Source organism: Ruminococcus sp. OM06-36AC, from assembly GCF_003438725.1.
Taxonomy (GTDB): Bacteria; Bacillota; Clostridia; order Oscillospirales; family Ruminococcaceae; genus Ruminococcus_C; species Ruminococcus_C callidus.
Genome location: NZ_QSTT01000029.1, coordinates 1 through 13,835, shown reverse-complemented (window position 1 = coordinate 13,835; position 13,835 = coordinate 1). Strand labels below are relative to the sequence as shown.

18 protein-coding genes are annotated in these 13,835 nt (G+C 45.5%); 5 read left to right on the top strand and 13 right to left on the bottom strand.

The window, feature by feature from the left end; translation table 11 throughout:
- On the bottom strand, positions 1-701 hold a 701-nt coding region (locus DXB92_RS12145), incomplete at its 3' end, for a phage tail domain-containing protein (protein ID WP_117734072.1).
- A 101-nt stretch (positions 702-802) separates the two neighbouring features.
- Between DXB92_RS12145 and DXB92_RS12140 the strand changes: the two genes are divergently transcribed.
- Positions 803-1,213: a hypothetical protein gene (locus tag DXB92_RS12140; RefSeq protein ID WP_117734071.1), complete on the top strand. Its 411-nt coding sequence runs from the start codon at positions 803-805 to the stop codon at positions 1,211-1,213.
- Between the two features lie 44 nt (positions 1,214-1,257).
- Here DXB92_RS12140 and DXB92_RS12135 read toward each other — a convergent pair whose 3' ends face one another.
- The gene (locus DXB92_RS12135) at positions 1,258-4,767 is read right to left on the bottom strand and encodes a phage tail tape measure protein (RefSeq protein ID WP_117734070.1); all 3,510 of its coding nucleotides are present in this window, start codon (positions 4,765-4,767) and stop codon (positions 1,258-1,260) included.
- A 98-nt stretch (positions 4,768-4,865) separates the two neighbouring features.
- Between DXB92_RS12135 and DXB92_RS12130 the strand changes: the two genes are divergently transcribed.
- Together DXB92_RS12130 and DXB92_RS12125 are read left to right on the top strand one after the other, a co-directional pair.
- Positions 4,866-5,186: a type II toxin-antitoxin system Phd/YefM family antitoxin gene (locus DXB92_RS12130; protein WP_117734069.1), complete on the top strand. Its 321-nt coding sequence runs from the start codon at positions 4,866-4,868 to the stop codon at positions 5,184-5,186.
- Entirely contained in the window at positions 5,183-5,512 is a 330-nt protein-coding gene (locus tag DXB92_RS12125; RefSeq protein WP_117734068.1) for a type II toxin-antitoxin system RelE/ParE family toxin, read from the top strand. The genes DXB92_RS12130 and DXB92_RS12125 overlap by 4 nt, the downstream gene beginning before the upstream one ends.
- A gap of 161 nt (positions 5,513-5,673) precedes the next feature.
- Here DXB92_RS12125 and DXB92_RS12120 read toward each other — a convergent pair whose 3' ends face one another.
- From DXB92_RS12120 to DXB92_RS12080, 10 genes are all read right to left on the bottom strand, one after another.
- Positions 5,674-6,051, bottom strand: a complete 378-nt coding sequence (locus tag DXB92_RS12120; protein ID WP_117734067.1) for a hypothetical protein — start codon at positions 6,049-6,051, stop codon at positions 5,674-5,676.
- 12 nt (positions 6,052-6,063) lie between these two features.
- Positions 6,064-6,195, bottom strand: coding sequence for a hypothetical protein (locus DXB92_RS14350; RefSeq protein ID WP_347512274.1), 132 nt, complete (start codon positions 6,193-6,195; stop codon positions 6,064-6,066).
- A gap of 99 nt (positions 6,196-6,294) precedes the next feature.
- Positions 6,295-6,681: a major tail protein gene (locus DXB92_RS14345; RefSeq protein WP_341473048.1), complete on the bottom strand. Its 387-nt coding sequence runs from the start codon at positions 6,679-6,681 to the stop codon at positions 6,295-6,297.
- 5 nt (positions 6,682-6,686) lie between these two features.
- The gene (locus tag DXB92_RS12110; RefSeq protein WP_046438398.1) at positions 6,687-7,004 is read right to left on the bottom strand and encodes a hypothetical protein; all 318 of its coding nucleotides are present in this window, start codon (positions 7,002-7,004) and stop codon (positions 6,687-6,689) included.
- Entirely contained in the window at positions 7,001-7,369 is a 369-nt protein-coding gene (locus DXB92_RS12105) for an HK97 gp10 family phage protein (protein WP_117734066.1), read from the bottom strand. Before DXB92_RS12105 ends, DXB92_RS12110 begins: the two co-directional genes overlap by 4 nt.
- The gene (locus tag DXB92_RS12100) at positions 7,356-7,703 is read right to left on the bottom strand and encodes a phage head closure protein (RefSeq protein ID WP_117734065.1); all 348 of its coding nucleotides are present in this window, start codon (positions 7,701-7,703) and stop codon (positions 7,356-7,358) included. The genes DXB92_RS12105 and DXB92_RS12100 overlap by 14 nt, the downstream gene beginning before the upstream one ends.
- Positions 7,703-7,975, bottom strand: coding sequence for a head-tail connector protein (locus tag DXB92_RS12095; RefSeq protein WP_040648114.1), 273 nt, complete (start codon positions 7,973-7,975; stop codon positions 7,703-7,705). Before DXB92_RS12095 ends, DXB92_RS12100 begins: the two co-directional genes overlap by 1 nt.
- 22 nt (positions 7,976-7,997) lie before the next feature.
- The gene (locus tag DXB92_RS12090) at positions 7,998-9,191 is read right to left on the bottom strand and encodes a phage major capsid protein (RefSeq protein ID WP_117734073.1); all 1,194 of its coding nucleotides are present in this window, start codon (positions 9,189-9,191) and stop codon (positions 7,998-8,000) included.
- A 21-nt stretch (positions 9,192-9,212) separates the two neighbouring features.
- Positions 9,213-9,926 (bottom strand): head maturation protease, ClpP-related, encoded by a 714-nt coding sequence (locus tag DXB92_RS12085; RefSeq protein ID WP_117734064.1) that lies wholly within the window; start codon positions 9,924-9,926, stop codon positions 9,213-9,215.
- Entirely contained in the window at positions 9,923-11,173 is a 1,251-nt protein-coding gene (locus DXB92_RS12080; RefSeq protein WP_117734063.1) for a phage portal protein, read from the bottom strand. The genes DXB92_RS12085 and DXB92_RS12080 overlap by 4 nt, the downstream gene beginning before the upstream one ends.
- A gap of 96 nt (positions 11,174-11,269) precedes the next feature.
- Here DXB92_RS12080 and DXB92_RS14195 point away from each other — a divergent pair, with 96 nt between their 5' ends.
- Positions 11,270-11,404 carry an addiction module toxin RelE gene (locus tag DXB92_RS14195; RefSeq protein WP_242986672.1) on the top strand — a complete coding sequence of 45 codons (135 nt, stop codon included), beginning with the start codon at positions 11,270-11,272 and terminating at the stop codon, positions 11,402-11,404.
- 231 nt (positions 11,405-11,635) lie between these two features.
- Positions 11,636-11,911, top strand: coding sequence for a helix-turn-helix transcriptional regulator (locus DXB92_RS12070; protein ID WP_117734062.1), 276 nt, complete (start codon positions 11,636-11,638; stop codon positions 11,909-11,911).
- A gap of 3 nt (positions 11,912-11,914) precedes the next feature.
- Here the strand turns inward: DXB92_RS12070 and DXB92_RS12065 are convergent, their stop codons facing one another.
- A complete protein-coding gene (locus DXB92_RS12065) occupies positions 11,915-13,516 on the bottom strand; it encodes a terminase TerL endonuclease subunit (RefSeq protein ID WP_341473047.1) in 1,602 nt (533 codons plus the stop codon).
- Between the last annotated feature and the right edge of the window lie 319 nt (positions 13,517-13,835).

Here is a 13,835-nt window from a genome sequence, read left to right as displayed (position 1 = left end):
GTCTTGTTTCCGGTTTTCGTGGTAACCGTAATGACATCGCCGGTCAGAATATCGCCTTTGATTTGTAGATACTCGCCGTTTTCGTTGTAGATGGTCGGAGTCACTGCCACCACTTCCTGCGGAATGTCGCTGGGCAGTGCCTCGATTCGCAGTGTGAATCCAGTTTCATCGCCATCATTGGTAATGGAAAACAGATTGCTGTTGGAATACACACCCAAAGGAAACGGAGCATCGCCCTCCGGAAAAGGAAAGTGAAATGCTCCGATCACGCCGCTGTAGTAGGCATAGAAAATATCCCGGCTGTACCAGTAAATGTCCGGACAGAGAATAGAGATCTGCCCACTGATCTGCTGCTCGAAATTTGACACCTCGCAGGTTTCTACATACCCTTCGGCATAGACATCGATGTTCGCCGTCTTGTACCAGATCTTGATGTATCGGGAAGGCTTGACCACACGATACAGGCGATGCCGCCGTTTCTCGATGCCAATGCCACGCATGGCAAAGGAAATGACTACGTTTCGTTTTTCAATGAAAGCATTGTTAAGGTAGCTGCCGTTCATGCCTGCATAGGTAGAGGTGCTGATTGTTCCAGCCGGAGGGTTGAGTCCGTCTATTTTTGAGGTCATGTATTGGTTGGCGGTGGTGGTTAAATTTATTTGTTCGCTGGATTGGTTTTCGAGGATAAGTGTGAAAAACATGGGCTGCACCCCCTTTACATTTTGGGTTTGATGATGTATAATGGAAACAACAGAGACGTAGGTTCGCTACGCAAAATCGGAATTTAGAGGAGTTGTGGCTTATGAATTTAAAAATGATACGTTTATCCAAACCAAATCCGGATAACCTGTTTTCTAACTATGAAAATCAATTAGAACCGCAGTATTTTTTCACATCCTCGGTTTCAAAGACCTTATTTGAAAATAGCCAAAGAACTTTATTGCAGATTTCTGAAGATGAAATACGGGATTATATCAACAATGATGATCTGTGTAATGATGAAGAGGGAATGTTCCCGAAACGATCGGTGCTTACAGGTGAGTGGTATATTAGGTCAGTATCATTTGAAGATGATATTCTTTCGATTGAAACAGCACTGCTTGGAACTGATCTTGGATATCCAGACGATTATTTGGGATTAGAATTGATATTTATTTATGATGATGAATCGAAAGAATTTGCTTTTGACGGGATAAACAGTTCTGCACTGTAAATTCTGATTTACCGAGAAAAAGGAGCGACTCAAATCGCTCCTTTTTAAATATTCAGTGCATTCCTCGTCAACCGATAAATCTCCAACCGTGACAATGCCTTCGGCGATTGATTCGTCTGATTCACCGTTTTCCGATTGTCTGTGTTGTAATAATTGTTCACTGTGCCACCGGAACTGCCGGACAGCATCGCTCCGGAGATTCCATGCAAGCTGTAATTCAAATCAGAATCCATAGTCAGCTGCATGGCTTTCGCCACACCGCCTACGGCTTTCTCCACATACTTTTTGCTCTTGTCGATGCCACTTGCCAGCCCTTTCATAAAGTCCGGCATCCAACTTTCGTAGTCTGTCAGCGGTCCTTTGTCCGGAACAGAGAAGTGCAGGAAATCCCGAATGGTATCAGCAACGTCCGTAACGCAGTCCGACAGCCAGCCAATGGCACTCTGAATGCCGTCAATGATTCCCTGAATGATATCCCGTCCCCAGTTCCAGGCATCGGAAGCCAGTCCCTTGATATATCCCACAGCGGCATCAAACCCATTCTGAATGGTGGATTTGATGCCGCTGATTTTGTCGGAAACCGCAGAACGAATGTTGTCCCAGATGCTGGACACCGTAGAAGAAATGCTCTGCATCACGTTGGAAATGGTGCTCTTGATGCTGTTCCAGATGTTAGATACCACCGATTGGATGGCGTTCAGAACATTGGAAACCGCAGAAGAAATCTGATTCCAGATAGACGATACCACAGAAAAAATGGCATTCATCACACTGGAAATCGTGCCGGAGATGCTGTTCCAGATGGAAGAAACCACATTCCAGATTGCTGACAAAACAGAAGAAATGAAACCTGATACCGCATTCCAGATGGTCGTTACCGTATCTTGAATGGTATCCAAAACCGTGGAGACCGTGGTAGAAATGGCGTTCCAGATGGTTTCAAAGGTCGTTCGGATGCCCTCTAAAATGGGCGTTAAAAACGCCACGATCGCATTCCAAATGGCATTGATCTTCTCCGAGATCCAGTCCATGACTCTGCCCACAATGATCTGAATGGCTTCAAAAATCGTCTGAAACAGATAACCAAATGCCGTGATCAGCGGTTCTAAGGTGGTGTAAATGGCATTCCAAACGGTCGTAATGACGTTATGAATTGCCTGAAAGACCGTAGAAACCACATTGTAAATGGCATTGAAAATCGTGCTGAAAAAGTTGTAGATCGCCGTAAAAATGGTGGTGAAGAAATCCCGAATCGCCGTAAATACGGTCGTTGCCACCGTCTGAATGGCAGTGACAATGGTGGTGAATGTATTGGAAATAGACGTCCAAGTGTTGACGAAAAAGTCCCGGATTCCGGTAACAATTCCCGTGAAAAAGGAAGCAATGCTGTTCCATGTGTCCACAAAAAATGTTTTGATGGAAGTCCAGACTTCGTTCCAGCTTGTTCCGAACCATCCCAGCACCACATCCGCAATACCTTTCAGAGTATTCATGATATTGCGGAACGTGTTGACAATGAAATTCCAGATAGACGTAAAAATACCCTTGATGCCATTCCAGCACTGTTCCCAGTCACCAGTGAACAGACCAATCAGAACATCCAGCAGCCCCAGAAGAACGCCAGTAAACTCTGAAAAGATGTTGGAGATATTCTGAAAAACGCCTTCAAAAATGGGAGCCAGCAGATTGCACAGCCCGTCCCACGCTGCTTTCAGCACATCGGTGAAACTCTCAAAGTCGAATCCCAGAGCATTTAGCCGGTCAGTGATGCCCTGTGTCAATCCAGTAAAGGTGCTTTTGATTTGCTCCCAGATGGCGATGATATTGCTTTTGAATTCGTCATTGGTTTTCCAGAGATGCACAAAGGCAGCCACCAGAGCGGCAACAGCTGCGATAATAGCAAGCAGCGGACCTAATGACACACCCAACGCTCCGGTAATGGCTCCAATGCCACCTTGCACAGTAGAGAAAAGGGCAGGCAGTTTAGAAATGGCGGAAAAGACTGTTCCCACACTGGAGACGGTTTTCCCCAATGCGATCAGCATCGGACCCAGAGCAGCAGCCACCAGTGCAATTTTCGCAATGGTTTCTTTGGTCTGCGGGTCTAATTGGTTCAGCTTGTCCACCAGTTCCTGAATACGAGAAACAATAGAGCGAATGGTGGGCATCAGAATGTCAGAAAAGGAGATCGCCAACTCTTCCAGCTGGGACTTCAAGATGGTTACTTGTCCGGCAAGGTTATCCTGCATGACTGCCGCCATTTTTTCAGTTGTGCCATTGTAGCCGTCTACTGTATCCGAACAGGTGTCAATGGCATTGGACAGTTTTTCAAAATCCGCCGGAGAACCGTTGATGATTGCCAGCATACCAGACATTGCCTCTTTGCCAAACAGCGAGGCAGCCGCCTGTGCCTGTTCTGCCTCGGAAAGTCCGCCCAATTTCTGTCGGAGTTGTTCCATGAGTTCCCGCAGAGAATACATCTTGCCGGAACTATCCGTCAGAGAAATGCCGTACTGTTCCATAGCAGATGCTACCGTATCTGTCGGCTTTGCCAGATTGGTGATAGCGGAACGCAGTGCTGTACCAGCCTGTGAGGATTTGATACCGGCGTTTGCCATCAGTCCGATGGCAATGGCAGAGTCTTCAGCAGAATAGCCCAAAGAACCCAGTACCGGAGCGGCATACTTGAAAGTTTCGCCCATCATGCTGACGTTGGTATTGGCATTGGAACTTGCAGCCGCCAGAATATCCGCAAAGTGTCCGCTGTCCGAAGCAGACAAACCGAAAGCGGTCAGAGCATCCGTGACAATGTCCGAAGTAGATGCCAAGTCTTCACCACTGGCGGCGGCAAGATTCATGATGCCTTCGATACCGCTGAGCATATCGTTGGTTTTCCAGCCTGCCATCGCCATGTAGTTCATAGCATCCGCAGCCTCACTTGCAGAGAACTTCGTTTTACTGCCCATTTCACGTGCTTTTTCCCGGAGAGCATCCATCTCTGAACCGGTCGCACCGGACACCGCTGCCACCTTTGACATGGCGGAATCGAAATCCGCACCAGTTTTCACGGCAATCGTTCCCAGAGCCGTGACACCAGCTGTGACAGGCAGCAGCTTTTGTCCCACACCGGAAATTTTGTCCCCGGCGGACTGCAGTGTTTCTCCCAGAACACCCATCTTTTCCAAGGCGGTGTGAGAATTGTTTGCTTCTGTGGTCAGGCGTTTCAGTTCGTTTTCGGTTTCGATGATTTCACGCTGTAGAGCATCATACTGCTGCTGGGAAATTTCGCCGTTTGCAAGAGCCGTATTTGCCTGTTCTGCAGCGGTTTTCAGTACTTCCAGCTTTTCTTTGGTGGCAGATACCGCATCCGCCAGCAGCTTATGCTTCTGCGAGAGCAGTTCCGTGTTGGAAGGATCGAGTTTCAGCAGCTTCTGGACATCTTTCAGCTGTGTCTGCGTGCCTTTGATGTCTTTATTGACACCTTCCAGTGCCTTGGACAGCTTGGTGGTATCGCCGCCGATTTCTACGGTGATGCCCTTGATGCGGTTTGCCATGTAATCACCTCAGTTCTAAAAAATTATCAGCTTTTTTATCAGCAAATCTATTGACATTTATGCAAAAATGACGTATACTATAAGTGGAGGTGTAGCGTATGAATATTATTGCAGCAATTCAAAATACCATTTCTATTTCGCAGTTCAATCGTGGACTTGCAGGAAAAATTTTTCAGGATGTCAAAAACAGCGGTGCAAAAGTTGTTATGAAAAACAATGCACCGGAATGTGTACTTCTTTCTCCGGATGAATATGTCAGCCTGATGGATGAAGTGAATGATGCTCGCTTGCTCACTCTGGCTGTAAAACGAATGGAAAAATGCAATCCGGAAGAAACGATTCCGGAAGAACAAGTTATGAAAGACCTCGGAATCACAGACGATGATTTATCCGACTTTGATGAGGTAGAATTTGAATGAATTGGGAAGTAGAATATCTGCCGGAAGCCGAAAGTGATTTAAAATCGCTTGACGGAAGTCAAAGAATACTGGTCTTAAAAGCAATCAAGAAAGTGAAACAAAATCCGCTTTCCGTTTATGAAGGCGGATATGGGAAACCGCTTGGAAACAAAAACGGCAATGATCTAACTGGCTTTCTGAAAGTCAAACTGAAAAGTGCAGGTCTTAGAGTCGTATACAAAGCTGTCAAGCAAAATGATAAGATGCTGATTATTGTAATTGGTGCCAGAGCCGATGAAGAAGTATACGGCATTGCTCAAAAAAGAATACAGGAAAATGACTTGTAATCAAAACGCATCAAAATCCCTCTGATCTGCCAGCACATCATAATGACACTCGTCATTCTCCCGTTCGGTGAACATATCATTCACCAGACCAATGGTCAAAAAATTCAAATCGCCCATTGACAAACCAAGCTGAACGCACCGCAACAAAAACAGCGGTGTGGTCATCGGTCGGTCAATCGGGCGATGTTTTTTTTAGACTTGACCTGTGTTTCTACGTTCAAACCCCAGAGGTCGATCAGCTGCGGCAAGATCTCATAAATGCTGAACGTGTTAAACTGCTCCAACCACTCGTCCGGCGATGCCGGAATGGCTGCATCGGCGTGTTTTGCCATGATGTAGGCGATGTTCTCAAACACTTCAAGGCTTTCAATATCCAGTGCAGAGGATTCCTCTGTATTTTCTCCTACAGACTTTTGCAGTGCTGCAAAGTCCTGATAAATATCTCTGCGGAATTTCAGACGGTACAGTCTGGGAACTGCCGCACTCGCCTTGAACGGCACATCAATACCATCAATAGTGATGTTCTTCTGAATTGCCATACTGCACCTTCCTTACGCTTTCACAGATGCTGCGGATGCTTTACCACTCTGTACAGCGGCAGCCAGATTGGGCATATATACCGCCTTGTTCCAGTTCTCATAAACCTCGGCATCCGTTTTCTCACAGGTTTTAGTTTTTACCAAACCACTGTTCAACGCCGTTGCGGTCAAAGACAGCGTTTCTGTTTTAACTTCCTTTTCGTCCTCAATGGTGCTGGATTCTGTTTCCGGACGAGAGGCAGATCAGCAGAACAGACAGTGCCGAATTTTATTCTTATCGCCGCTGAATTCAAACAACAGGGCAAACTGCGATACTTCTGCGGTATTGGTTTCCGTGAGAACGCCTTTTTCATCCAGTTTCTCACCGAGAATGTCTGTCGCAAACTCAAGCGGAACCAATGCGATTTCCAGATCGCCGGTGTAACCAGAGTTATTGTTGATCACATAGTACACACCATCGTCAGCGTAAAAATTGGATGCTTCACCTTCTGCATCGATAGACAGCGACACTGCACCGGGAATGCGAACCGGCTTTGCAAAAGTCGGCACACCTTCTTCATCATAAGAGGTGATTTTTGCATAGTGAACTTTGTTCAGACCGAATTTTACCTTGTTTTTCTCCATTGCCATATAGATCAAACCTCCATCTCATAGAGTACTTCATACAATTCTTCCGAATCAATGAATGTTTCTGTTTTTGTATAATAAATCTCGTGCTGGGAAAGCACTGACTCCACCTGTTCTTCCAATTCCGGCTGCTTTTTGTCTGTGTACAATTCAATGTCCAGTTGTTTGCAACTAAAATATGCCAAATTATCCGCTGAGAATGTATTCTCTCCAGGAGATAAGAACAGCAGAAAAGGCGGTGCAGGGCTTTCTCCCTCGGCAAAATGATGGTAGGCGAAAGGCAGTCCCATTTCCTCCATCATTTCTGCGATTTGTTCGTAGGTCATGACAAAGCCCCCTCAATCAAATGCTCCAGCAACTGTACACCGTTTTCTTCCGCAGGAGCAATATGCGGTTTCCCAGATACCCGACCGCCGCCACGCTTGGCGTGTCCCTTTTCCAAAAGGTGTGCCAGTTGATACCTGTTTTTAGAATGTACTGTCATCTCCAAAGAATGACTGTTTTCGCCAGTCTTTTTCGTTGCCCAGCTTTTTGCATATTTTCCGGTGTCCTTCGGGGCATTGGCGGAGATTTCGTTTTTCACTTGTGTAGCGGATTTCCGGACAGCCTTTTTCATGGCAGTATCTGCAAGGTCTGCATACTCCTGCAAGCCCTGCATGATTTCCTCTGCAAGATTGTCAATACTGGTCATTTTGTCCTGCCTTTCTGGCTTCTGCAGTAAGTTTCAGATAATCCTTGTGCAGATAATCCGGTGTAACACTGGTGATGTTGTATGTGACATCTCGAAACAAGATTCGGCTGCCTGTTACAGACGGCATCCAGTTTCGACTTTGCCGAATGAGAAACTCCAGCTTCTGCGTTTCCTTGGTCACACCAGCGTCCGTATGCTCCGCAGAAGCTTTCAAAGTCACTTTTGCCCAGCAGGAAAAAGCTTCGTCCCATACGGCGGTGTGATTGCCGATTTCATCGATAACGACACGATTTTCCAGAAAGGTGATTCGCTGATTGAGTGTTCCAATTTCCATCAAATCACATCCTCTCGCTGTGCAAACAGCATAGCACGAAGTGTTAATGTCAGTTTGGAAAAGTCTGCGGTATTGCGGTTTTCATAGAGATAGGAAACCGTGTAGAGCATTGCTGTCCGTACCACATCTTCGTTTTCTGAAAAGCGTTCCTCGTCCATTCTTCCCACATCCATTACCAGCTGTTTTGCAGTTGAAATAAGGGAGAGAAGCAATGTATCATCATCTTCAAAATCAATCCGCAGATATTGCTTGACTTCCTGTAAAGTTACCACCCACTCCAACCCCTTTCTCTGATTACGCTTTCTTAATGGTGAGTGTCTTGATTGCTTCCGGAAGAATCAACTTGCCGTCCAGTCTCTGACTTGCAAGGAAGCCAACCTGACCTGTCATAGCAAAGAGTTCATTCAGTCTCTTGAAAGAACGTCCCTGTCTGTCAGCTACCCAGTAATAGCTAAAGTCACCGAATGCCATACACTTGTTGCCAGCCTTGATTTCCGGCACATAGCTGGATGTCTTGTAAGGACGATTGAGGATTGTATCCGGAACACCAGCCTGCACAGACGGACTCCAGATGTAATTGCCTGTGTTATCTTTCAACTTGCGAAGTGCCTTCACCGTGGAATCATTGAGCACCCACACTGCCTTTTTACGATACGGACTTCTCAGAGAATAGAAGAGTTCCATCACATCATCAAATGTAATGCTTGTACCTGTGGTAGAAGTGCCGTCTTCCGCACCGCCTGTAGCATTAAAAATGCCGGTCGGTTTTCCCTTACCGTCACCAACGAAGAAAGCCTCTTCTTCCTTCGCACCGATTCTTCTTGCAAACTCCTTTGCAATGTAGGACGGCAGGTCAAATACGCTGTCATTGAGTAGTTCTTCAGAAATTTTAATTGCTGTTCCCAGCTTATATGCGGAAAGCGATGCCTGTCCGAACGTATCATCAGAAAGAGAATACTGCTGTTCTTCGTCCATCCAGACAGCCTCGCCCTTGGAAGTCACAATCGGAATCTTGCGATCACCGTTGGAAGTTTTGATGACCGTTGCCATCTGGCGGAAAATGCTCTCTTCCTCCAACGCTTCCACCAGTTTTCGTTCAAACTCATCCGGCACAAGATAGCCACCCTCTGCGTCTGTACCAACCTGCAAGTCGTTGTGTACATCAATCCAGTTGCGGTTTTTGACGCTGTTCCAGAAAGCTTTCTTGTAAGTGTCGCTCGCTGTACCTGTCTTTTCAGAAACAGTCGGAGTTGCGGGTTTTCCGAGAACAGGAGTGGAAGTTGCCTTGTTCATTTCCGCTTCGATTTCAGCCTGTCGTTCCAGACGCTGAATTTCCTTGCCAAGATCGACAATGGTCTGTTCCATTGCATCATAGGTCTTGGAATCTTCCTCACTGAGAACGCCGTTTGCATTTCGCTTGCTGTCAAGAAAATCACGGGCAGTGTCCCAAGCCTTCTTTCTCTTTTCTCTCAGTTCCTGAATTGTCATAGCCATAATCAATTCCTCCAATCAATATTTTAAAAGTGCCAGTCTTTTTTCAAGCTGGTCAATCGGTGTACCTGTAACGAATTCTGCTGATGCAGATAGATTCCTTGACTTTGAATAGGTCATTGCGGTCAGTGTATCTTCTTTTTTCTCTTCATCCGGTTCTTCCTCTTTGGGAACAACAGGCATTTTCTTATCTGCAAAGAGAATCCCGTCCACAAAACCCATCTCATGAGCCTTTTTTGCATTGAGCCATGTTTCATCGGACATCAGCTTTGCGATCTTGTTTCGGCTGAGATGAGATTTGGTTTCGTAGGCGTTAATAATGCTTTCTTTTACCTCATCAAGCAAGATGATAGCCTTTTCCATATCCGCCTTGTTTCCCATAGCACAAGTGCTGGGGTCATGAATCATCATTAGGGCAGTCGGTGCAATCAAAGTTTCATCGCCTGCCATTGCCACAACAGACGCAGCGGAGGCAGCAATGCCATCAATTTTCACGGTAACCTTGCCTTTGTGATTTTTCAGCATAGAATAAATCTGACTTGCAGCGAACACATCGCCCCCTGGTGAGTTCAGCCAGACTGTCAAGTTTCCGCTAACTTTTGCGAGTTCATCACGAAACAAAGCAGGTGTCACTTCATCGCCCCACCAAGTATCTTCTGAAATGGGACCGTTAAAGAGTAACTCAGTTTCCGATGTATCTTCGTTTTGGATAAAGTTCCAAAATTTCTTCATTCGGTTTTCTCCTCCTTTTTTGGATTTGCAAATGCTCCTGCATCAGCAAGTTTGGTGAAGCTGCCATTTACGAGGTACAGATTTCCGCCCTCTTCCTCAGAAAGCATATTCATATCTTCAAGTTCTCGGATGTCATTTGCCGACATCCAGCCATTTTGTCTTGCGGTAGCATAGCCCTGCATACGGGAAGCATAATCGCCACGCAGAAGTCCGTCTACATTGAACTTCACAAAATACTGCCCCTTTTCAGAATCAGAAAGAAGTGCTTTCTGCAAAGACTGCTCCCACCTTACAATCCAAGGATCAAGGCTGTATTTCACGAAATCCAATGACAGATGTTCTACGTTACTGAATGTTGCATGGTCAAGGTCACCGATCATATGAAGCGGTACACGGTACATTCTTGCTATTTCCTCAATCTGAAACTTTCTGGTTTCCAGAAACTGTGCTTCATTGTTTGGAATTGCAATGGGAGTAAATTTCATGCCCTCCTCTAAAACTGCGACCTTGTGAGCATTTCTTCCGCCATAGGCTCTCTGCCACGCATCACGCACACGTTCCGGATTTTTGATCACTCCGGGGTGTTCCAAAACACCTGACGGACTTGCACCGTTTCCAAAAAACGACGCACCGTATTCTTCGCAGGCAATAGAAATGCCGATTGCATTTTTCGCAAGTGCAATCGGCGAATATCCAACCAGTCCGTCAAATCCTAAACCCGGAATGTGCAGGACTTCATCAGCATAAAGAACGATGTCGCCCTGTTCTTTCAGATTCGGATTTGCCTCATCGTAACGACTGTAAATATATATCAGGCGGTTTTTCTCATCACGGTCAACCTTCATTTTGTCAGGCATCAAAGGGTATAGCCCTAAAACATCACCTCTGCCGTTTCGGATAATCTGTGCATAGGCATTGCCGTAGATAAGCAAGTGTGACATTAAGGTTTCTCGGAAAACAAAAGAAGTCATTTCAGGATTTGGCTGATCGTGGAGCAAAAAATAAAGCGGATGCCATGGCACTCGCTCTTTTCCTTTATCGTTATATTTGTACAAATGCAGTGGCAGCTGTGCAATCGCTTCTGACAGCACACGCACACAGGCATAAACCACAATATGCTGCAGGGCTGTTCTGTCTGTGACACGTTTGCCGCTGTTCGCTCGTCCGAAAAAGTATGTGTATGACGGGCTGTCATAACTGTTTTGAGGCTTATCTCTGGATTTGAATAACCTGCTGAAAATACTCATATAAAAAATCCTCCTGTTATTTTTCATTTTTCTATTGACATTTGATAGCATTTATGCTATCATAAGAATAGAAGTAAAATCGATGGAGATTATACAATGTACGAGATTGAATTTTATGAAAAAGAAAACGGTGAATCTGACGTCTGGGATTTTCTTGAAGAATTGCGAGAAAAATCGGAAAAAAGCAAGGACGCAAGAATCCAATATAACCAGTTGATGCTTCACATTTAGCTGCTTCAAAACAATGGGACTCGGCTGCCAAACAACATTACAAAACATATTGAAGAAGATATCTGGGAGTTAAGACCTGGAAACAACAGAGTTTTTTATTTCTACTACTGCAATGATACTTTTGTGTTGCTGCATCATTTCAGAAAGAAAACACAAAAGACACCGCAGCGTGAAATTGAAAAAGCAAAATCAGAACGTGACGATTATCTATCCAGAAAGGGGTCATGATTTATGAGAACATGGAATGATTACAAAGAACACGTAAAAGCAACCAGCCCTCAGGGAAAAGCAGACATAGAAGAAATGGAAGCAATTGCAGCCATTATCTCTGCGGTCATTGAACAGCGGAATGCTTTGGGATATTCCCAGAGACAGCTTGCTGAAATGTGCCATATCCCGCAATCCTCGATTGCAAGAATTGAATCCTGCAAAACTGTTCCGAATCTTGAGACTCTGGTGAAAATCATGAAGCCTCTCGGACTCACTTTAACTGCACAGGCAGTTTAAGATCTACAAAATCAGCATTTCCCTCGAATCATAAACAGACTCATCAGACACACATCCACAGCGAATTGCACGGTCAAGAGCCATAATCATGGCAACTGCACCGTCAATCTTCTCTGTGGATTTTTCTTTGTCCGGCTTGATATTTCCGGCAGGGTCACGGCGAATGAAGATGTTGTCCATCATCCACCTTAAAACAGGATGCCCATTGTGGGCAAGTGTCTGTTCCAAAGTCAACTTCATCAATTCCTTGGTCGGCGGTGACATATCTTTATAACCCTGTCCAAATTGCACCATCGTGAATCCAAGTCCTTCCAAATTCTGTGACATCTGCACTGCACCCCAGCGGTCAAATGCAATTTCTTTGATGTGAAATTTCTGCCCCAGTTCATCGATGAAATTCTCAATAAAACCATAGTGAACCACATTTCCCTCAGTCGTTTTCAAGTAGCCTTGCCGTTCCCATATATCATATGGAACATGGTCACGTCTTACTCTGAGTGGCAGTGTTTCTTCCGGCAGCCAGAAGTAAGGAAGAACATAATAATGTTCATCGTCTTCTGTAGGCGGAAACACCAAAACAAATGCTGTAATATCTGTTGTAGAGGAAAGGTCAAGACCGCCGTAGCAGACATGACCTGCAAGGTCATCTTCATCAAACGCTACTTTGCATTTATCCCATTTCTCCATAGGCATCCAGCGGACAGCCTGTTTTACCCATTGATTCAGACGCAGTTGCCGAAACGCATTTTCCTCGCCCGGCGTTTCTTTTGCAGAATTACACGCAGCCACCACCTTATCCATTCCGATGGTCTTATCGAGTGACGGATTTGCTTTTTTCCAAACCTTCGGATCCGTCCAGTCCTCCGATTCATCTGCACCATAGATAACCGGATAGAAAGTCGGATCATGCTTTCTGCCCTCCAGAATGTCTTTCGCCTTTTGGTGAACTTCATAGCAGATTGAATTTGTGTCCGTTCCGGCTGTGGTGATGAGAAAATACAAAGGCTGCATTCTGGCATCGCCGGAACCTTTGGTCATAACATCAAACAGCTTTCTGTTGGGTTGGGTATGCAGTTCATCGAACACCACTCCGTGGATGTTGAAACCATGCTTGGAATAGGCTTCAGCAGAAAGCACCTGATAGAAGCTGTTGGTCGGAATGTACACAATACGCTTTTGTGAGGTCAGGATTTTCACTCGCTTGGAAAGGGCAGGACACATTCGCACCATATCCGCCGCCACATCAAATACAATGGCAGCCTGTTGGCGGTCGGCAGCACAGCCGTAGACTTCGGCACGTTCTTCGCCATCACCACAGGTGAGCAGCAGGGCAACCGCAGCGGCAAGTTCTGATTTGCCATTTTTCTTCGGAATCTCAATGTAAGCCGTATTGAATTGCCGATAGCCGTTCGGTTTTAAGATTCCAAACAGGTCACGGATAATCTGTTCCTGCCAGTCCAGCAGTTCAAATTTCTTTCCTGCCCAGGTGCCTTTGGTGTGGCTGAGGCATTCAATAAAAGAGACGGCATAGTCTGCCGCTTTTTTGTTATACTTGGAATCCTCCGCCATAAAATGGGTCGGTTTAAATCTTGCTATTGTTCTCACCTCCAAACAAAAAAGACCTGCCAAAAAGCAAGTCTGTATCATTTATTTTAATGCCCTCATGTGGCAGTTTTGTAATCGAGATTCCATTCCCATTGTAACCATGTTACCATACAAATTCAATGATAGCAAGTCATAACGAAAAAATATACTGCACAAATATATGGCTCAGATTTTGTGTACTATATTTCTTCGGTACGAGCCACAGCCCCCTTGAATCAGGGGCTGTTTGGAAAGAGTGAGGAAGGTTTATCTTCCCGTCATACTTTCCCATTCAAATTCGCAGGCGTTTTCGTACTCCTCATCGAAAAGGGCATCGTCA